This is a genomic window from Oleiphilus sp. HI0086 (assembly GCF_001635225.1).
This window is the reverse complement of record NZ_LWFZ01000622.1, coordinates 1-18,160: the sequence shown is the minus strand read 5'-3', so window position 1 is coordinate 18,160 and position 18,160 is coordinate 1. Positions and strand designations below refer to the sequence as shown.

21 protein-coding genes are annotated in these 18,160 nt (G+C 45.8%); 9 read left to right on the top strand and 12 right to left on the bottom strand.

What is annotated here, in order from left to right; translation table 11 throughout:
* The first annotated feature begins 161 nt into the window (after window positions 1-161).
* On the top strand, window positions 162-731 hold the full coding sequence (locus A3756_RS07890) for a DUF3365 domain-containing protein (protein WP_068512077.1): 570 nt from the start codon (window positions 162-164) through the stop codon (window positions 729-731).
* A gap of 113 nt (window positions 732-844) precedes the next feature.
* Window positions 845-1,306, top strand: a complete 462-nt coding sequence (locus tag A3756_RS07885) for a CopD family protein (RefSeq protein ID WP_068512081.1) — start codon at window positions 845-847, stop codon at window positions 1,304-1,306.
* A gap of 24 nt (window positions 1,307-1,330) precedes the next feature.
* On the opposite strand, the gene A3756_RS07880 is transcribed toward A3756_RS07885, so the two are convergent.
* Complete coding sequence (locus A3756_RS07880; protein ID WP_068512085.1) at window positions 1,331-1,936, bottom strand: YigZ family protein; 606 nt, start codon at window positions 1,934-1,936, stop codon at window positions 1,331-1,333.
* Between the two features lie 347 nt (window positions 1,937-2,283).
* Between A3756_RS07880 and A3756_RS07875 the strand changes: the two genes are divergently transcribed.
* The 3 genes from A3756_RS07875 to A3756_RS07865 all read left to right on the top strand — a co-directional run bounded on the left by A3756_RS07875 (window position 2,284) and on the right by A3756_RS07865 (window position 4,712).
* Window positions 2,284-3,654, top strand: a complete 1,371-nt coding sequence (locus A3756_RS07875) for a wax ester/triacylglycerol synthase family O-acyltransferase (RefSeq protein ID WP_068512090.1) — start codon at window positions 2,284-2,286, stop codon at window positions 3,652-3,654.
* 65 nt (window positions 3,655-3,719) lie between these two features.
* Complete coding sequence (locus A3756_RS07870; RefSeq protein ID WP_068512094.1) at window positions 3,720-4,352, top strand: FKBP-type peptidyl-prolyl cis-trans isomerase; 633 nt, start codon at window positions 3,720-3,722, stop codon at window positions 4,350-4,352.
* A gap of 114 nt (window positions 4,353-4,466) precedes the next feature.
* The gene (locus A3756_RS07865) at window positions 4,467-4,712 is read left to right on the top strand and encodes a DUF6868 family protein (protein WP_068512097.1); all 246 of its coding nucleotides are present in this window, start codon (window positions 4,467-4,469) and stop codon (window positions 4,710-4,712) included.
* A gap of 32 nt (window positions 4,713-4,744) precedes the next feature.
* On the opposite strand, the gene A3756_RS07860 is transcribed toward A3756_RS07865, so the two are convergent.
* The 8 genes from A3756_RS07860 to A3756_RS07825 form a co-directional block, all read right to left on the bottom strand.
* Window positions 4,745-5,395 carry a methyltransferase gene (locus A3756_RS07860; protein WP_068508015.1) on the bottom strand — a complete coding sequence of 217 codons (651 nt, stop codon included), beginning with the start codon at window positions 5,393-5,395 and terminating at the stop codon, window positions 4,745-4,747.
* A gap of 335 nt (window positions 5,396-5,730) precedes the next feature.
* Window positions 5,731-6,366: a nucleoid occlusion factor SlmA gene (gene slmA, locus A3756_RS07855; protein ID WP_068512101.1), complete on the bottom strand. Its 636-nt coding sequence runs from the start codon at window positions 6,364-6,366 to the stop codon at window positions 5,731-5,733.
* Between the two features lie 62 nt (window positions 6,367-6,428).
* Window positions 6,429-7,226 (bottom strand): thiazole synthase, encoded by a 798-nt coding sequence (locus tag A3756_RS07850; protein WP_068512104.1) that lies wholly within the window; start codon window positions 7,224-7,226, stop codon window positions 6,429-6,431.
* 86 nt (window positions 7,227-7,312) lie between these two features.
* Window positions 7,313-7,513 (bottom strand): sulfur carrier protein ThiS, encoded by a 201-nt coding sequence (gene thiS / locus A3756_RS07845; protein ID WP_068512106.1) that lies wholly within the window; start codon window positions 7,511-7,513, stop codon window positions 7,313-7,315.
* A 37-nt stretch (window positions 7,514-7,550) separates the two neighbouring features.
* A complete protein-coding gene (locus A3756_RS07840; protein ID WP_068512109.1) occupies window positions 7,551-7,964 on the bottom strand; it encodes a DUF423 domain-containing protein in 414 nt (137 codons plus the stop codon).
* Window positions 7,954-8,781, bottom strand: a complete 828-nt coding sequence (locus tag A3756_RS07835; protein WP_068512112.1) for a symmetrical bis(5'-nucleosyl)-tetraphosphatase — start codon at window positions 8,779-8,781, stop codon at window positions 7,954-7,956. The genes A3756_RS07840 and A3756_RS07835 overlap by 11 nt, the downstream gene beginning before the upstream one ends.
* A 19-nt stretch (window positions 8,782-8,800) precedes the next feature.
* Window positions 8,801-9,457, bottom strand: a complete 657-nt coding sequence (gene queC / locus A3756_RS07830) for a 7-cyano-7-deazaguanine synthase QueC (RefSeq protein WP_068512115.1) — start codon at window positions 9,455-9,457, stop codon at window positions 8,801-8,803.
* A gap of 73 nt (window positions 9,458-9,530) precedes the next feature.
* The gene (locus tag A3756_RS07825; RefSeq protein WP_068512117.1) at window positions 9,531-10,007 is read right to left on the bottom strand and encodes an Lrp/AsnC family transcriptional regulator; all 477 of its coding nucleotides are present in this window, start codon (window positions 10,005-10,007) and stop codon (window positions 9,531-9,533) included.
* A 168-nt stretch (window positions 10,008-10,175) separates the two neighbouring features.
* Here A3756_RS07825 and leuA point away from each other — a divergent pair, with 168 nt between their 5' ends.
* Window positions 10,176-11,861, top strand: a complete 1,686-nt coding sequence (gene leuA, locus A3756_RS07820) for a 2-isopropylmalate synthase (protein ID WP_068553256.1) — start codon at window positions 10,176-10,178, stop codon at window positions 11,859-11,861.
* 123 nt (window positions 11,862-11,984) lie between these two features.
* Window positions 11,985-12,599, top strand: coding sequence for a DUF2780 domain-containing protein (locus A3756_RS07815; RefSeq protein WP_068513472.1), 615 nt, complete (start codon window positions 11,985-11,987; stop codon window positions 12,597-12,599).
* 68 nt (window positions 12,600-12,667) lie between these two features.
* Here the strand turns inward: A3756_RS07815 and A3756_RS07810 are convergent, their stop codons facing one another.
* The 3 genes from A3756_RS07810 to A3756_RS07800 all read right to left on the bottom strand — a co-directional run bounded on the left by A3756_RS07810 (window position 12,668) and on the right by A3756_RS07800 (window position 15,663).
* Complete coding sequence (locus A3756_RS07810; protein WP_156490355.1) at window positions 12,668-13,339, bottom strand: OmpA family protein; 672 nt, start codon at window positions 13,337-13,339, stop codon at window positions 12,668-12,670.
* A 47-nt stretch (window positions 13,340-13,386) separates the two neighbouring features.
* Window positions 13,387-13,794 carry a DUF6524 family protein gene (locus A3756_RS07805; protein ID WP_068553254.1) on the bottom strand — a complete coding sequence of 136 codons (408 nt, stop codon included), beginning with the start codon at window positions 13,792-13,794 and terminating at the stop codon, window positions 13,387-13,389.
* Window positions 13,795-13,866: 72 nt separating this feature from the next.
* On the bottom strand, window positions 13,867-15,663 hold the full coding sequence (locus tag A3756_RS07800) for an ABC transporter ATP-binding protein/permease (protein ID WP_068513478.1): 1,797 nt from the start codon (window positions 15,661-15,663) through the stop codon (window positions 13,867-13,869).
* 118 nt (window positions 15,664-15,781) lie between these two features.
* Here A3756_RS07800 and A3756_RS07795 point away from each other — a divergent pair, with 118 nt between their 5' ends.
* Window positions 15,782-17,011: an efflux RND transporter periplasmic adaptor subunit gene (locus A3756_RS07795; RefSeq protein ID WP_068513481.1), complete on the top strand. Its 1,230-nt coding sequence runs from the start codon at window positions 15,782-15,784 to the stop codon at window positions 17,009-17,011.
* The coding region (locus A3756_RS07790; protein ID WP_197481248.1) for an efflux RND transporter permease subunit at window positions 17,008-18,160 on the top strand (1,153 nt) is incomplete at its 3' end. The genes A3756_RS07795 and A3756_RS07790, both read left to right, overlap by 4 nt.

Below are 18,160 nucleotides of genomic sequence, written 5' to 3'. Positions count from 1 at the left end.
CAACGGCAAATACAGTTCTATCGATATTCATGATCTAAAACCTCTTCTAAACTAAATATTAGGTTTTACTAATATAGATGCTTGAATTATATTAGTCAATGCTAATATAATCGCTGCTATGTGATGGTTTACCTAAGTTTTGCCAGAATGAGAGGAAGAGTATGATGAAAGTATCTTGTCAAAGATTATCTGTTGCTTTGTTGCTGCCTGTACTAGGCTGGGCTGGTGCTAGCAGTGCTGAAACCGCTTCAGACCTAGCAAGCGAAGGTAAGCAAGTGATTCAACAATTTGCAGGAGAGTTGAAATCAAGCCTGCAAGCAGCGGTAAAAGAAGGTGGCTTTACCAAGGGTATTGAGGCTTGTTCTGTGGATGCAGAAAAAATCGCCAGCAAACATAGCCAAGGAAAATGGACAGTTTCCCGCACCAGCCTTAAAACACGTAACCCTGATAACAAGCCAGATGCCTGGGAGGCGAAAGTACTTGCTGACTTTGAACAGCAACTCAAAGCCGGAAAGCCTGCTACACAGTTAGCAGCGGTGAAAAAAGAAGGGAGTACCTTTCGTATGATGAAGGCTATTCCAACTCAAGGTATGTGCTTGTCGTGTCATGGAGAGAGTCTAACAACAGATATTCAAAAGGCACTCTCGGAACAGTACCCGCACGATAGGGCGGTAGGTTATCAGGAAGGACAGATTCGTGGGGCCTTTAGTTTGTTGCACACCGCGAAGTAAATACGGAAGATATTTCGTTCTGGCCTAATCGATTTGTGAGTGAATAAGTGACAGAATAGCCCCCTTATCTTTGTATGTAGATTTCTGGTGACGATTTAAAAGGAGTTTTCACAATGGCCATCGCGCTTACGCTCCACATATTGGCTGCAACAATTTGGGTTGGCGGAATGTTTTTCGCCTATCTATGTCTTCGTCCTGTTGCAGCAAGCTTATTGGAACCTCCGCTACGTCTAAGTTTGTGGCAAGATACCTTTAAGCGTTTCTTTTTTTGGGTATGGATAGCAGTTGCTGTTTTATTGGTGAGCGGTCATGGCATGATTGCCTTATATGGTGGCTTTGCTTCGATAGGTAAGCATGTTCATATGATGCTTGGTCTAGGCTATATCATGTTTTTATTGTTTGGGCATTTATACTTTGTTCCATTTAAGCGTATGAAAGCTGCAGTGAGCGAGAATCGTTGGCCTGATGCCGCGACGCACTTAAATCTAATCCGTAAAATCGTCGCAATTAACCTGACACTGGGCTTGATCGTTATTGCTATCGCAAGTGGTGGTAAATTCCTGTTTTCTGCCTAAGTAAGTGAAGAAAACTTAGAGGGCTTAAGGCTGAATCAAAGAGGCGCTTTTGAGTGCATGCAGGTAAGCACTCAAGTCGCTTAGATGTCGATCATCAATGGCTATCTTCATCGTCACGGCTTGTTGATACTCAGTGCCGATGACTTCGCCTTGATGTTGAAAAAGCCAGTGTCGGATAGCCTGTTCGTCTGAAAAATCACATTGTATTTGGAATTCGTCGAGTTCCACTTTCAACTCTGTTTCACCTTCGTCATAGGCTTGCTGGGCCGCCTGGGAGTATGCTCTGACTAATCCGCCTGCGCCGAGCTTTATACCACCAAAATAACGAATCACAATGATCATGGCATCGCCAATATCTTTATGTTGAATGACATTCAGTATCGGCTTGCCTGCGGTGCCACCGGGTTCGCCATCGTCAGACATGGCCGCGAAACTCGGACTATGAGGTGGACCGATTTGGTAGGCCCAGCAATGATGGCGAGCATCGGGGTAATCTCGTTTAGCTTGTGCCAAAGCTAGCATGGCCTGCTCTCTATCTGTAACACTAAAATGCCGGGCGATAAAACGACTCTTCTTTATTTCATAAGTAGTTTCAATGCAGTCTTTAGGGACTAAGTAACTAAGCGCCATGGCTGGATGTTCCTGATTGGGATAAGCCGACTTACGCACAGCCTATAAACGAGATGTTGGTTCGACGAAACTCTGATCTCGACTAAAATTGTAAACTAGCATAAATTTTTGTGATATTGCCAGATTGAATATGTCTTAGCACTATGCCGAATAGGCGATCTCGGGTATCCTTGCGCGCTCTTTACACTTTGGTGAATGTGTAGCTTATAACTATTGATAGCGATGCCGCCAAACTTAATCTTGTTGGGCCCATAGGATGAGTGCCAGTTGTAGTTGGCCAGGGGAAACAGTTTAAATATGGCTGAGCAGTTTTTCGCGTTTTTACTCACAGTTTGGATGGAATCTTTATGAAATCATTGAGTTTAGCAGATCAGATTTTCTTATGGCTCGAGAAACGTCAGCAGCCAATGCATGTGGGTGGTTTGCACCTTTATCACTTTCCTGAAGATGCCGGCCCAAAATATGTGACAGAGCTTGCTGAGTATATGCGTTCCTTTCAGCAACCCATCGCGCCTTTTAATCAGCGTTTAAAATCTCGCTTCGGCCAATACCATTGGGAAGAAGATCTTCAGTTTGATCTAGAGCATCACTTTCGTCATAGCGCCTTACCAAAGCCAGGAAGAATTCGAGAACTACTCGCCTTGGTTTCGGTTAAGCATGGCGCCCTAATGGATCGAGAGCGACCAATGTGGGAAAGCCATTTGATTGAAGGTATTCGAGGTCGTCGTTTTGCGATGTACTTTAAAGCGCACCACTGTATGTTAGACGGTGTGGCGGCAATGCGGATGACAGCTAAGCTGTTATCAGAAGACCCTGAAGCTCGTGGTTTACCGCCTTTGTGGGCCTTGCCTCAAGTGAAGAAGATCCGTCCAGAAAATATTAATAATGCCAATATTGCGCAGAGTCTGGCAAATATCGTCGGTGAGGCCGGGAAGCAAATTTCTACGGTGCCGACGCTTATTAAAGAAGTGAGTCATGCTATAGGGCAGGCACGATCTAATCCAGATTATGTCTCTGTGTTTCAGGCGCCGAACAGTATTCTAAATAAGCCAATAACAGGCTCGCGTCGTTTTGCAGCGCAGTCATATCCAATAGAACGCTTTAAAACCTTGGCTAAGAAAATGGACGCCACACTGAATGATGTTGTGTTGGCTGTTTGCGGTAGTGCCTTACGTAATTATTTAATTAGTCAACATTCCTTACCCACTAAACCCTTAGTTGCGATGGTTCCAATGTCTATGCGCCGAGATGATAGTGCGGCGGGAAATCAAATTGCGATGATCCTTGCTAGCCTGGGAACCCATGTTGCTGACCCAGCTAAACGCTTGGAAATGGTAAAAAATTCGGTCAAAGATTCCAAAGAGCGATACTCACAGATGTCGCTTGAAGAAGCGATCAATTATACCGCTTTGACCTTGGCACCCGCTGGTTTGAATATGTTAACGGGTTTGTCGGAAAAACTTCAGGCATTCAACGTTGTTATTTCTAATGTACCAGGGCCAAAGAAAACACAGTATTGGAATGGTGCGCAGCTAGAGGGGATGTATCCCGTTTCAATACCTCTGGATCGTATTGCCTTGAATATTACTTTGGTCAGTTATGTAGATCAGTTAGAATTCGGCTTTACGGCTTGCCGCCGCACCTTGCCGTCTATGCAGCGTTTGCTGGATTATGTACAGAAGGGATTAGAGGAATTGGAAGTGGCCGCTGACATCTAAGATATTACCCTACTGACCATTTCGATTGGCAAGTAACAAACTTAACGACTAGTAGATATAGAGATATGACAAAGAAGACTGAAGATAAACCTCAATCGTTCGAGCAGAAAGTGAGCTATGGATTTGGATGGCAGTTTGGCCGTCAGATGCAAAAGAACCGCTTCGAGGGAATGGATATTGAAGCAACGATTCAGGCTTTGCGAGCATGCTTTAATGGTGAACCTTCGGCTTTGTCCGAAAGCGAACTCAACGAAGCCTATGACACGATTAAAGAAAAGCGCATGCAGTTCGAGAAAGATCGTACCGAGAAGTATCAGGATTTGTGCAAAACTTTCTTAGATGAAAATGCCAAGCGAGAAGGCGTACAAGTTACCGACTCAGGTCTACAGTACGAAATTCTGGAAAGTGCAGAGGGCGATAAGCCTAGTATTGATCAGACTGTACGCGTTCACTATCACGGCTCATTCATTGATGGCCAGGTTTTTGACAGCTCTATTACCCGAAATGAACCCGCTGAGTTTGCATTAGATCAGGTTATCCCCGGTTGGACGGAAGGTTTATCAATGATGCCTGTCGGCTCAAAGTGGCGCTTTGTAGTACCCTCTAAGCTAGCCTATGGTGAAATGGGCTCGCCGCCAGCAATACCGCCTAACGCGGTACTGGTATTCGATGTTCACCTGATGAATATTGTTAAGTAAGACTTGCCGTTTTTGCTACCAGGCACCTCGAAGAGCAATACTGCGTGGTGCCTGATTAAGGCCTAGGAAGCTTCTGCTTTCTCTGTATTTACAAAGTAATAGGAGGGCTGAGGGATGACAATTACGCAACTTACTGAACTATTAGGTTGGGCGGTTTTGATTAATCTTGCTTATCTGTCTCTGGCTAGTATCGCGGTGGTATTTTTCAAAGAGGCCATTACATCGATACACAGCAAGATGTTTGATCTTGAGGAAAAGCAACTGGCCCCTGTTTATCTTAGCTTTCTAAGCCAGTACAAAGTCATGACTTTGGTGTTTTTTGTTGCGCCCTACCTTGCGTTGAAGATTATGTGGCATTAGCTCTGCTTTGACCTGAGTAGCGCAGCCTACGGCTAGCGTGAAAACTTTAGAATATGGCCTTTGAACTGGCCCTCTAAATAGTCGGTATGCTCAGGCTTAAAGTGGCTTGAGCTAAAACCAAAGTCAATCATTCGTTTGCTGAGTTTGTTTTTTTTGCCGCGCCCAGGATCTACCAAAATGACCTCACTTGTTGGCTTGGAGTGTCTTTCAAAGAAATTAGCTAATAAGCTAATGTGTTCGTCTTCATATAATATATCGCTACCAATGATCAGGTCGAAAAGGCCTAAGCTATCATTATCTTTAGCCCAGTCTATACGTTCAAAGGTGATGTCGGCGTCGCTATTAAGTTCGGTATTTCGTTGTAAGAATTTTTCAGTTTCAGGGTGGTAGTCAGTGGCAGTAATATCGGCGTGCTGCTTATTTAGTAATAAACTCGATAAAGCCATGCCGCAACCAACTTCCAGGACCCTTTTATCACCAATAGTGTAGTTAAAGATGAAGTGTGCGAGCACCATACTGGAAGGCCAGATGACACCGAAGATGGGCCATGCTGCAGAGCTGATGCCCAGTTTCTCAGCGATGCCTTCCGGATCATGAAATTGCTGTCTGTCACGGAGTGTACAGAGATGAATATCGGTCTTACCAAACTCAATGGTTTGGTAGCACAAGCGTAAGTCTGTCATTTGGCTGCCTTCGTATTTGCGCTAAATATCTTTATAGATAATTAGCACAGAGTGGCGCTGAGCCAGGTATCGAGGATAAATGACAAAACGGAGTACTACTTAGGGTATAGCACCTGTAAAGAAAGGCAATGTATTTCGCTTATTCTTTGTACTGGGAAAATCGCTGATAATTGGCGCTTGTTAGGATTAACAACTGGCTAACGGCAACTAATTCTAGCTTGGCTAAACCTTGTAGCTTTAACGAGTGGTAGAACTCGGTTGGAAGATAAATGAAATCCTGTGAGGGTTGAAGAGCCTCAATAAGCTACAAGGGAGAGCTTATTGAGGCGGATAGCTTAGTCACTCTGGAATAAACTACTAGCAAGCATGGGCCAATGTGCTGACCAACCTTGCGTAGGGCTACGCTTAAATTCGCTACGCACATATTGGTGGATACGACCTTCGATATTTAAAGTGAGCAAACTCGCTGCACTGCTGCCGGTTAGGCGAGGTCTCTTTTGCTCGCGAATTTCAGCTTCTCGGATTATTTGGCGTAACTGAGTTTCAAGACGATCAAAGAACTGGGCAGAACGCTGTCGAATTTTTGGCTTTTCACCCGCCAATGCACCGCCTACTAATAAAGAACACATACCGGGGTTCTTTTCAGCAAAAGCCAATATAAAGATTACGATCCGCTGAAGTCGCTCAATGCTTCCAGGGACTTCTTGAGTAATCAATTTGATGCGTGTAAATACCGACTCTTCTATAAATTCTAACAGGCCTTCAAACATCTTCCCTTTGCTGGGAAAGTGTCGGTATAGCGCTGCTTCAGTGACGCCGACTTCCTTGGCAAGTTTAGCGGTTGTGATCCTTTCGCCAGGATTCTTCTCAAGCATCTGAGCCAGCACTTCCAGAATTTGCTGGCGACGATTAGGCTTGTTGCTTTTTTCTGTCTTGCTATTAGGGGTATTGCTTGTCGGCTGGTCCGGCATTCTCAGCGTTTCCTATAAATAATCACTAAATAAGTATTAAGGTCTATCTTGAGTCAATATGACTAGACGATCAAGCCCTCTATTGGCGAAGAGGCTGAAGCGTATAACTTACGTGGCATACGGCCAGCAAGATAAGCCGCTCGACCACTTTCTACTGCCAGGCGCATAGCCTGGGCCATTAGGATAGGGTCTTGAGCTGCAGCAATTGCTGTATTCATGAGTACGCCATCACAACCTAGCTCCATCGCGATACTTGCGTCTGAGGCTGTACCAACACCAGCATCAACTAATATTGGCACCTTCGCATTTTCGAGAATTAGCTTGATGTTGTAGGGGTTACGAATGCCAAGGCCAGAGCCAATCGGAGCACCCAAAGGCATGACCGCAACACAGCCCATTTCTTCAAGGCGTTTAGCAACAAGTGGATCGTCAGTGGTATAAACCATGACCTTGAAGCCGTCTTTTATCAGTTCCTCTGCTGCGATCAATGTTTCTGTTACGTCAGGAAATAAAGTCTTTTGATCGCCTAGTACTTCAAGCTTTACCAAGTCATGTCCACCCAATAGTTCGCGTGCGAGCTTACATGTTCGCACTGCATCTTTAGCGGTATAGCAGCCCGCAGTATTGGGCAGGATGGTGTATTTATCAGGTGAAATAACATCAAGTAGGTTGGGCTCGTCCTTGTTCTGGCCGATATTGGTGCGGCGAACGGCAACGGTGACAATTTCAGCACCGCTAGCCTCTATGGCCAAGCGTGTTTCTTCCAGGTCTTTGTATTTTCCCGTGCCAACTAACAAGCGAGATTGGTAGGTTTTACCGGCAACGGTTAAAGGCGTATTAATATTCGTTGTATCTGTCATAGCTGTACTCTAATTGCTGCTTGGGTTGTAGTGCGTGCTAATATATTGAGTGATTTTTCTAATCTTGAAAGAAGGTCTTCAGATGTCTAGCCACCGCCAATTGCGACGACCACTTCTACCTTATCACCTTCTTTTACTTCGTAGGTATCGTGTTCACTACGGGAAATTATTTCTTCGTTTACTTCGATGGCGTAGCGTTTTCCCTCGAGATCCAGGTGCTGTGCCAGTTCACTCAGCTTGAGTGAAGTGCTTAGCTCATAGGGTTCGCCATTCAGGTTTATCATCATTGTCGTTTTCCACCAGGGTATATCTATATAACGCGGTCTAGTTGGCTTTTCTAAAGGCTAGAAAAAGACACAGCCAACCAGCAATAAAACTCAGGCCTCCAAAAGGCGTTATAGCCCCTAAGAGACGGACTGCTTCGCCAGTAAATGCCTCACTGAATGCAAGCCCATAGAGACTACCACAAAACACTATGATGCCAAGCAGGAAGAAGCTATAACTTGCGTTTAAAAGCTTTTGCGAATGTGGCAGAGGGGAAGCTTCCTTGAACAGGCTCAATATCCCGACCACTAGAATCCCGCATGAGTGAAACATCTGATAATGAACACCCGTTTGATACACTTCTAGCATGCGCTCGCTAATCATCGCTTTTAAGCCATGAGCGCCAAAAGCACCCAAGATCACTGCTAGCATGCATAGCAATGCGCCTATCATAAGCTGGGAATTAGGCTTCATAAGCGAACCTTTCTTTAGTATCGATGTTTAAAGCAGTAAGTGAACCACCCCAGACGCAGCCGGTATCGATAGCTTGAAATTGGTCTTTGTTTGCGCCAGTGAGCCCTGTATTACCCGAGAGTGCCGCCCAGTGTCCGAATATTAGCATGGTGTTGTCGGGCCGAGGCAGGCTGAACCAGGGGACATAGTTATCGGGGGCATCGTCGAGGGTTTCTTTGACGGCAAAGTCGAGCGCACCGTTTTGTTTAACAAAGCGCATGCGGGTAAAGTAGTTTGTAATAGCACGCAGGCGCATCATGCCCGTGTGGTGCTCAGACCAGAGTGCGGGCTCATTGCCATACATCAGGTCAAAGAATGCTTCGTAATCTCCGCGACATAACTCATTGGAAACTTCTTGATTGTAACGATAGGCTTGCTCTGTTGACCATATATGAGGAATGCCGGCGTGACTCATTGCAAGCTTCTGCTCTTTATCCCATATCATTAGAGGTTGATGGCGTAACCAGGTCATCAATTCATGGCAGTCATCTGCTGCAAAAATTTCAGCAAAGGTGTCTTTTCTTTTAGGCTGGCGCTTTAAATAGTAGGTAGCCAATAAGTGAAGGTCATGATTACCAAGAATAACCTTGGCAGGATGTCCGCCTTGGTTACCCAGGCTTTTGATCAGGCGCAGACAGTCAAGCGAGTCGGGGCCTCGATTTACAAGGTCTCCTGCGAACCATAGTTCGTCACGGTTCTGGTCAAAAGATATCTGGTCGAGTAGACGGGTGAGTGCTTGATAGCAGCCCTGAACGTCACCGATGGCATAACGAGCCATAAGCTTTCCTTGTTAGTTATTATTCGTAGGGAAGGGGATCGGCAGCGCTATTTTCTGAAAACGCTTCGAGTCGCTCTTGGCAAGCACCGCATTTGCCACAGGCCTTTTCTCTGCCGTTATAGCATGTCCAGGTTTTACCGTAGTTAAGTCCCATTGCCAGCCCTTTGCTCAGTATTTCTGTCTTATTGATATCCTGAAAAGGTGCAATAATATCAACCGCTTCGTAGTTAGCGATTTTAGAAACCGCATCCATCTTTTCGATAAACTCAGGGCGACAATCCGGATAAATAGCATGATCACCACCGTGGGCGCCGTAGTAGACGGCACTGGCTTTTATTGAAACTGCATAAGCGATCGCAAGAGAAAGCATTACCATATTACGGTTGGGGACCACCGTCGATTTCATGCTTTCTTCTTCATAATGCCCTTCAGGGATTTCAATGTCATCCGTGAGTGAGGAGCCGAGTAATAATTGATGGATTGCGGTGATGTCGACAATTTTATGAGGCAGGCCTAAGTCGTCACATACCTTCTGTGCGTAGTGAAGCTCTTTAGAATGCTTTTGACCATAGTTAAAAGACAGGGCGTAAACTTTCTTACCTTGAGCAATCGCTTGATTTAACAGGGTGAATGAATCCATTCCGCCGGAATAGATAACAACGACTTTATCGCTCATAGCTTCCTCATATAGTCCTTACAGTTGAATTGTGTGGCATTTTATCTCTGTGAACTGGAAAAAGACAGCGGGCTTAGGCCAGATGGTTCAAGGGAACAGAAGTTCGATCGATAATCTTTCTTAGTACAAAGCTGGAATGAACACCGGTAACGCCGGGTATGCGTGTTAGTTTGCCTAAGAGGAAAGCTTGATAGGCATCCATGTCACTCACCAATACTTCAATCATATAGTCCGCAGCTTGCCCGGTGATTAGCATGCATGAGAGTACCTCCGGGCAATCGCTCAATGTTTCCTCAAAGGTATCAAAGCGGTCGTTAGTATGTCTATCCATACTGATTTGTACTAGAGCTGTGAGCTTTAGCCCCAACTTTTCTCTATCTAATAAAGTGACGGTTTTAGATATGAGGCCGCTTTCCTCTAGTTGTTTGACTCTTCGTGAGCAGGGAGAGGGTGATAGGCCGACTTTTTCAGCTAATTCAAGATTGCTGATCCTTCCATCTTTCTGTAGAGCGTCAAGTATGCGCCGGTCAGTTCTATCAATCTTGATCATAGGGTTAGATATATATGCTAATAAAGGTTGCTTAAAAGGTTATTTATTGCTTAATTCTGGTTCAAATAAGAAATAAAAGCAATCTATAACTACATATTGACGCATATAATATCCCTATTGTTGAGCAGTACTCATCTCTCTAGAAATGTAAGGTATAGGAGCATCGCGATGTCATTTGACCACCGTAAATATCAGGCTTTTCCTCGTATAGAGTTGCCCTCGCGCCAGTGGCCTAATCAGCATATTGAGCGTGCGCCGATTTGGTCAAGTGTCGATCTTCGGGATGGAAACCAAGCCTTGATAGAACCCATGTCAGTTGAGCAGAAAAAACGCTTGTTCAAGTTGCTGGTCAAGGTAGGGTTTAAGGAAATTGAAGTCGGCTTTCCAGCGGCATCGCAGCCTGATTTTGACTTTGTTCGTTGGGTGATTGAAGAGCAACAGGTCCCGGATGATGTAACTTTGCAGGTTTTGACCCAGGCACGGCCCGAGTTAATCGAGAGGACATTTGAGTCTTTGAAAGGTGCGCGTAGAGCGATTGTTCACGTTTATAACTCCACTTCTACGGTACAGCGGGAGCAGGTTTTCAAGCTTGGAAAGCAAGGTATTATTGATATCGCCGTAGCGGGTGCCCAAAAGGTTCTAGGCGAAGCAGAAAAAGCGCCAGAAACAGAATGGGTTTTCCAGTATTCACCAGAGAGCTTTACCGGGATAGAAGTCGATTTCGCGGTAGAAGTCGTCGATGCGGTAACTGATGTGTGGCAACCAAGTGTAGAAAAGCCCTGTATCATTAATTTGCCTGCCACGGTGGAAGTGTCTACGCCGAATGTTTTTGCTGACCAAATTGAGTGGTTTGGAAGTCACGTTAAACGTCGAGACGCTATTATCTTGAGCGTGCATACCCATAACGATCGAGGTTGTGGTGTGGCTGCAGCAGAACTAGCTGTTATGGCCGGAGCCCAACGAGTTGAGGGTACCTTGATGGGGAATGGCGAGCGAACGGGAAATATGGATGTCATTACCATGGCGATGAATCTGTATAGCCAAGGTATCGACCCTGAATTGAACTTCTCTGATATGGATGAAATTATCCATACAGTTAAGGCGTGTACACAAATAGATGTTCACCCTCGACACCCTTACGCTGGCGACTTGGTGTTTACCGCTTTTTCTGGCAGTCATCAGGATGCGATTAAAAAATGCTTGTCTGTGCGTAAAAAAGAAGATCCATGGCAAGTTGCTTATTTGCCGATAGACCCGACTGATTTGGGGCGTAGTTATCAGGAGGTTATTCGTGTTAACTCGCAATCGGGCAAAGGCGGTATCGCATATAGCCTAGAGCGTGATTATGGCTTGAATTTGCCTCGCTGGTTACAGGTGGAATTTAGCTCAGCAGTACAAAAAGAAGCGGAGCTTAGCGGAGGTGAAGTTGATTCCGATAGAATCTGGGCGCTTTTCAGGGAAACATATATTGAACAGCAGTCTCCAGTGCATCTAGGGCCTTTTGAGATGAAGCGCTCAACGCATGACAGTATCGAGGCCCAGATCTTTACTGCTCAAGGTTCGGTGAATGTATCAGGTCAGGGACATGGTTTGATGGATGCTTATGTTGATGCCATGAATGCGCAATTTTCGTGTGATATGAAGGTATTGGAGTATTCTGAACATGCGCTTGATCATAGGACCGATGCTGAAGCAGTGACCTATGTTCAGGTCAACATCAATGGCCAGCGCTTCTCGGGGGTGGCGATTCATGAGGATATTGTTACGGCATCTTTGAATGCAGTGATGAGTGCTTATAATCAGTTTATAGCCAAGCAAAACGGAGCCAGCAATAGACTTACTGGCACTTTATAGCCGACTAAACTTTTAGCAGGTTAATAATTTGCAAGGTAGCCTGATTGAAGGAGGGTGAAGGGAAAAATTGTGATAGCATCAGCTCATCATAATTTTTACTGAGTAATAACAATAGGGAACGATATGAAGAAAACACTTTTATTTGCAGTAATGCTAAGCTCTGCCAGCACAGCATCCGCGGGCTTTTTTGACTCGATCTTTGGTAAGAAAGAGGCGGCTCCAGTTGCTCAAACTACCATGACAAATGAAGTAGCAAAAGCTGCGAGTGAAGAGGTGCCAGCAGAAGCATCTGAGACGGGTTCTATGGTTGATATGGCGATGGGGTTATTGCCTACTTTGACTCAAGGGTTGGGAGTTTCTAGTGACCAGGCTGAAGGTGGAATGGGTGCTTTGTTAAAGTTGGCGCAGACAACTCTTTCAGGCGATGAGTTTGGTTCTTTGAGTGAAGGCATTCCTGGTATTGAGGGTATGTTGGCGGCTGCGCCGAGTTTGGGTGATAGCTCAGGCGCGGGCTTAGGTGGCATACTGTCTAAAGTAAGTGGCGCATCAGGTTCACTAGGCGCGCTAGGAGAAGTCACAAAACAGTTTGAAGCCTTAGGCTTGAGCCCGGATATGGTGCTGAAGTTCGCACAGATGGCCATTGAATATTTCTCTGGAGACTCTAAGTCATCTGATGAGCAAGGTTCAGGTATCGATATTGGTGGTTTACTACAGAAAGGCTTAGGTGCAATTTTGTAGTTCTATCGCAAATTACGAATAAAAAAGGGTGCTATGAGCGCCCTTTTTTATTGCGATAAGTGACGGCTTTACTTTCCTGCGCTTTCTAAAGGAAGTAGCTTTAATTCTACACGGCGATTAGCCTGACGGCCTTCGGCAGTGTCATTAGAAGCAACTGGGAAGCGTGGCCCTTTACCCGAAGAGTGAATGCGCCCAGAGGCAATGCCACGAGTCTGGAGTGCATACTTAACGCTGTTAGCACGCTGTTCGCTGAGAGTCTGATTAAACGATAGCGCGCCAGTGGAGTCTGTATGCCCGGTGATTTCAATTGCAGTCTTATCAAATTCCTTTAAGACCAGTGATACAGAATGAATGATTTTCTCAAAACTGGCCTGTAAATCCGACTTACCCGTTTCAAAGGTAATGTTGCCAGGCATCACTAAGATTATTTCGTCGCCCACACGCTTAACGCTTACGCCGCTATTTTTTAGCTGGTGCCTTAGTTTTGCTTCTTGCTGGTCCATGTAATAACCCGCACCACCACCAATAGCGCCACCGGCAACGGCACCAATAAGTGCGCCTTTGCCTCGGTCAGACTTACTCGAGGTTGCAACCCCGATCAGTGCTCCCGCGACTGCCCCGGTCACTGCGCCTGTCGTTGCGCTTGATACTTCTTCTTCACCGGTATAAGGGTCATAGGTCATACAAGCACTGGTTAAGGATGCTAGAACAGTAAGGCTTACGATTTTCTTATTCAACATGAGTTTGCTCCATTATTTCCGTATATATAAATAGTGCTAAAAGGTGCTTAGACTTCGTCTACGTCAACTTGTCCGGATAGCCTGCGCCGAATATGAGACCAGCTCATGCCCAAACATAGAATTGCAGATATAAAAATTTCTAATAACCAGACGAAAGCACTGGGTTCACTTATGCTAATTAAGCCAATATCGATTAATGCCCAGATAATAATCGCGACGAGCAGCGCTGCGAGGGTGAGCCCGACGGGCCCTAAAGATTTTAGCGTAGCTCTAACGTAAATAACCCAGCCAATGATTAAGGCGACTGCTGATAAGGCTAACCAGGGTGTTGGTTCTGATATAGAAGAGAGCAACCAGTGGTAATAAGAAAAGGTGCTTGGGTTGTAGCTCAATAATACAAGTAATAAAGCGAAAACGAAGCGAATCGCGATGCCTTTGGATGTAATGCTCTTCATTCAATGGGAACCTGTTAAAGAATATTTATCTTCTTAGTATAATAAGCAATGCACATTATAAATACTTACCAATTAGATACCTTGTTCGTTCTGCTGCAAAGCCCACAATTGGGCATATAGACCTTGCGCTTTGATAAGAGAGTGGTGGCTTCCTTGCTCGACCACGCCACCCTTATCAATGACAATAATACGATCAGCATCGACAACGGTGGAAAGGCGGTGGGCGATAACTAGACTGCTCTTACCTGCCGATACTTCTCTGATTGCCTCCATCACTGCGGACTCAGATGCGCTATCAAGCGAGCTGGTTGCCTCGTCAAATAGCAGTATTGCCGGGTTCTTGAGGATGGTTCGGGCAATGGCAACACGTTGTTTCTCGCCACCGGAAAGTTTAAGACCTCTTTCCCCGACTTGAGTTTCATATTGCTTGGGTAAGCCCTCAACAAAGTCTTTCAAATGAGCAAGTTCGATTGCGTGCTTTACTTCTGCATCGCTTGCACCAGGGCGACCATAGCGTACGTTTTCAATCAGGCTGGTATTAAATAGAACGGTGTCTTGAGGCACTACGCCAATCGCTGCGCGCAAACTGTGTTGGGCGCAGTGCTTAATGTTCTGATCATCAATCAGAATCGCACCTTTGCTGGTGTCGTAAAAACGAAATAGTAGCTTCGCGATAGTTGATTTTCCGGCGCCGCTGCTACCAACAAGCGCTACTTTTTCTCCTGGCTGCACGGTAAAACTGAGATTGCTCAGAATCGTTCTACTTGGCTCATAGGCAAAGGAAATATCTTTAAACTCGATCTTCCCGTTTGATACTGTCAGGGGCTGAGCGTTTTGCGTGTCGACAACCAAAGGTGCTTCTTTAAGCAGGCCAAACATACGTTCTATATTGGTCATCGAGCTTTTGATCTCTCGATAGACGAAGCCCAAGAAGTTTAAGGGTAGGAATATTTGCATCATAAAGGCGTTAACCAATACGAAATCACCTAAAGTCATACGTCCGGTGCTGACTTCATGAGCTGCCAGTACCAGCATGGCGGTTAGCGATGAAGAAATGATCAGTGCTTGTCCGCCATTCAGTGCAAATAAAGTGAGACGGTTTTTGCGCTTTGCTTGCTCCCACTTTTCTAGTTCTTTATCGTAAAGGTCCGCTTCATATTGCTCGTTAGTAAAGTACTTAACGGTTTCATAGTTGAGTAGGCTATCAATTGCCCGGGTGTTACTTTTGCTGTCAGCCTGATTCGCTTCGCGAATAAACTGGGTGCGCCAGTCAGTGGTGGTCTTGGAGAACCAGACATAGGCGATGACTGATATCAGTACGATCAAGGCAAACTCGAAGCGATATTGTTGCCATAAAATACCCATGACCAGAAACAGTTCGAGAAAGGTGGGGACAATATTAAACACCAGAAAGCGCATCAAAAAACTAATGCCATTTGTGCCGCGCTCAATGTCGCGAGATAAACCACCCGTTTGGCGGTTCAAGTGAAAGCTTAGACTTAATGCATGAAGGTGCTCGAAAACTTTTAGTCCTACGCGACGCATCGCTCTTTCGGTCACGCGTCCGAATAGGGTGTCGCGGATTTCGCCTAGTAACACATTCATCAGCCGTACCAGACCGTAGGCGAGTAATAAGCCCAAAGGTACAACGAGCAGGGATAGTTCATTATCAGCTAGTTGTTGGTCTAGGTCATCGACGACGTGCTTGAGAATAAAGGGCATGGTAACGCTAGCGACTTTTGCTGCAACCAGACATAACAGAGCGAGAGCGATGCGCTGCTTGTATTCCAAAAGGTAGGGAATGATTTGCTTGATGATTGACCAGTCAATTTCTCGATTGGGGTCAAAGTCTGAACGCATACCGCGCATGTGAAGTATCCTAAGGAAAGAAAGCGCTTAGTGTAGCGTAAAAGGGATAAGTGCCAAAGCGCAATGGATCAGATATGATCTTACTATTCGACGCCCTCTATTTTAGGAGAACTTAGTTTTGTCAGCTCAGCGATTAGTTAAAGTACTAGCGCCAATTGTAGTGTTGTTGCTATGCCTTTTGTTGGCCTATCAGATAAGTCAGTCGCAACCACCCGCGAGCAAGGGGCGTCCTTCAAAGGCAAATCCTTTATTGGTCGAAGTGGATAAAATAGCGCCTCGGGACTTTCAGGTCACGGTAGAGTCCTATGGTGTTCTGAAGGCTAATACCCGGACGAATCTGTTGTCCCTGGTCTCGGGACAGGTTTTAAAGGTCAGCCCTGCTTTTCAGCGGGGTGCTTTTGTCCAAGAGGGTCAAGTCCTGTTGGTGATCGATCCGCTTGAATATGAGGTGAGCTTGCAAACTGCGCGTAGTGATTTGGCTAATGCGGAGTTAGCTCTGGCGGAGGAGGAAGCGCGTTCCGAGCAAGCACTTCGGGATTGGCGTACCCAAGAAAAAATCAATAGTACACCGGCGCGTGATTATGCGCTGCGTTATCCTCAGCTAAAAGCGGCCAAGGCTAAGTTGGAGACGGCTAAAGCCAAGCTATCCTTGGCGCAGAAAAACTTGGAAAGAACTAAAGTTCGAGCACCCTATGATGGTCGTTTGATAGAAACCTTCGTCAATAAAGGCAGTGTCATCAGTACTTCCACGCCCGTGGCAGAGCTTTATTCTAGTGAGTCTTTGGAGCTTAGCTTACCCATAGCTAGTAGGGATCTCGCATTTCTGGACTTACCTTCATCAGAGAGCTATCAGGATACCTCTTCATCAGCTTATGTCCGCATCGAGAACTCCTTAGTTGTACCAGCTGAATATTGGCAAGCAATGATTGTCGGTACTGAGGCGCTGGTTGATGCTGAAAACCAACAAATCTATGCGCTGGCAAAAATAGTGAAGCCGCTCACTTCTGAGAAATCGGAAAGGCCGGTACAAGCGCTAAAGGTTGGACAATATTTGCATGCAAACATACAAGGGAAAACTATAGATGAGGCGATATTAGTGCCGAATTCGGCGATCTATCAGGGCACGTATGTCTATGTTGTAGAGAAAATAGAAAAACAGGATGTGCTTGCCAGGCGGGAAGTAAACGTTCGTTGGCGCAATGAGGAACTTAGCCTGATTGAATCTGGTTTAAATATTGGCGACCTGCTAGTTAGAACACCTTTGGGGCAAGTGACGAGTGGTACGCGCGTGGCGATCGATAAGCGAGTAGAGGGCGCTGCAGACAAGCATCAAGGAGAATCACCTTGATTGCATGGTTTGCTCGAAATGATGTTGCGGCAAATTTATTGTTGCTGACCATTCTGGCTTTAGGTCTAGGCTCATTGCATTTCTCAATTCCTTTGGAGGTGTTTCCCAGTATAGAACCGCGCTCGGTGCGCGTCACCATCGCGATCCCGGGAGCGATGCCAGAAGATGTCGAGACCAGTGTCAGCATAAAACTCGAAGAAGCCGTGCAAGACCTAGAGGGTATAGAGGATGTAGTGAGTAATGCCAGTGAGGGGCAGTCCCTTCTGATTATTACTCTGGATGACAACTACGACCCACAGACTTTGCTAACAGAAATAAAGAATCGCATTGATGCGGTGAATAATTTGCCTGCGGATGCAGAGCGGCCTGTGGTGAGTTTAAGCAAGCGGAAACGGGAAGTTATTAGTGTCGCGGTGTCTGGCGATTTATCGGAACGGGAAATTCGCCAACAGGCACAGCATGTACGTGATCAATTGCTTGATATTGAAGGGATTACCCAGGTTGAATTAGACGGTGTGCGTGATTATGAAATTAGCATTGAAGTTAACGAGCGGGTATTACAGAAGTATGGACTGAGTCTGTCGCAAGTGGCTTTGGCGATTCAGCAACACTCAAGAGATATCTCTGCCGGAAGCTTAAAAAGTAATGGCGGTGAAATTCTGATTCGCTCTAGTGGGCAGGCTTATAACAAACTAGAGTTTGAGCAGATTCCTGTGCTGAGTCGAGCTGATGGTAGTAGCGTCACGGTTGCAGACTTGGCCAGTGTTAATGATGGCTTTGAGGAAAGCGCCATACTGACCCGCTTTAATGGTCGGCCGGCGGCCTTGGTCGATGTTTATCGTGTCGGTCAGCAAAGTGCTATCGATGTGGCGGATAAAGTCAGGGCCTATTTGCAGGAAGCTGAGTCTTCATTACCCGAAAGCGTTCAGCTTGATGCTTGGCATGACCGCTCAAAAATCGTTAAAAAGCGTCTGAAAACGCTTTCAGATAATGCCATACAGGGCGGTATATTAGTCCTGCTCTTGCTGACTTTGTTTCTGCGTCCTGCCATTGCTTTTTGGGTCTGCATTGGTATACCGGTTTCCTTTATGGGCGCATTGTTAGTGATGCCATTGTTCGATATTACCATTAACGTGATTAGCCTCTTCG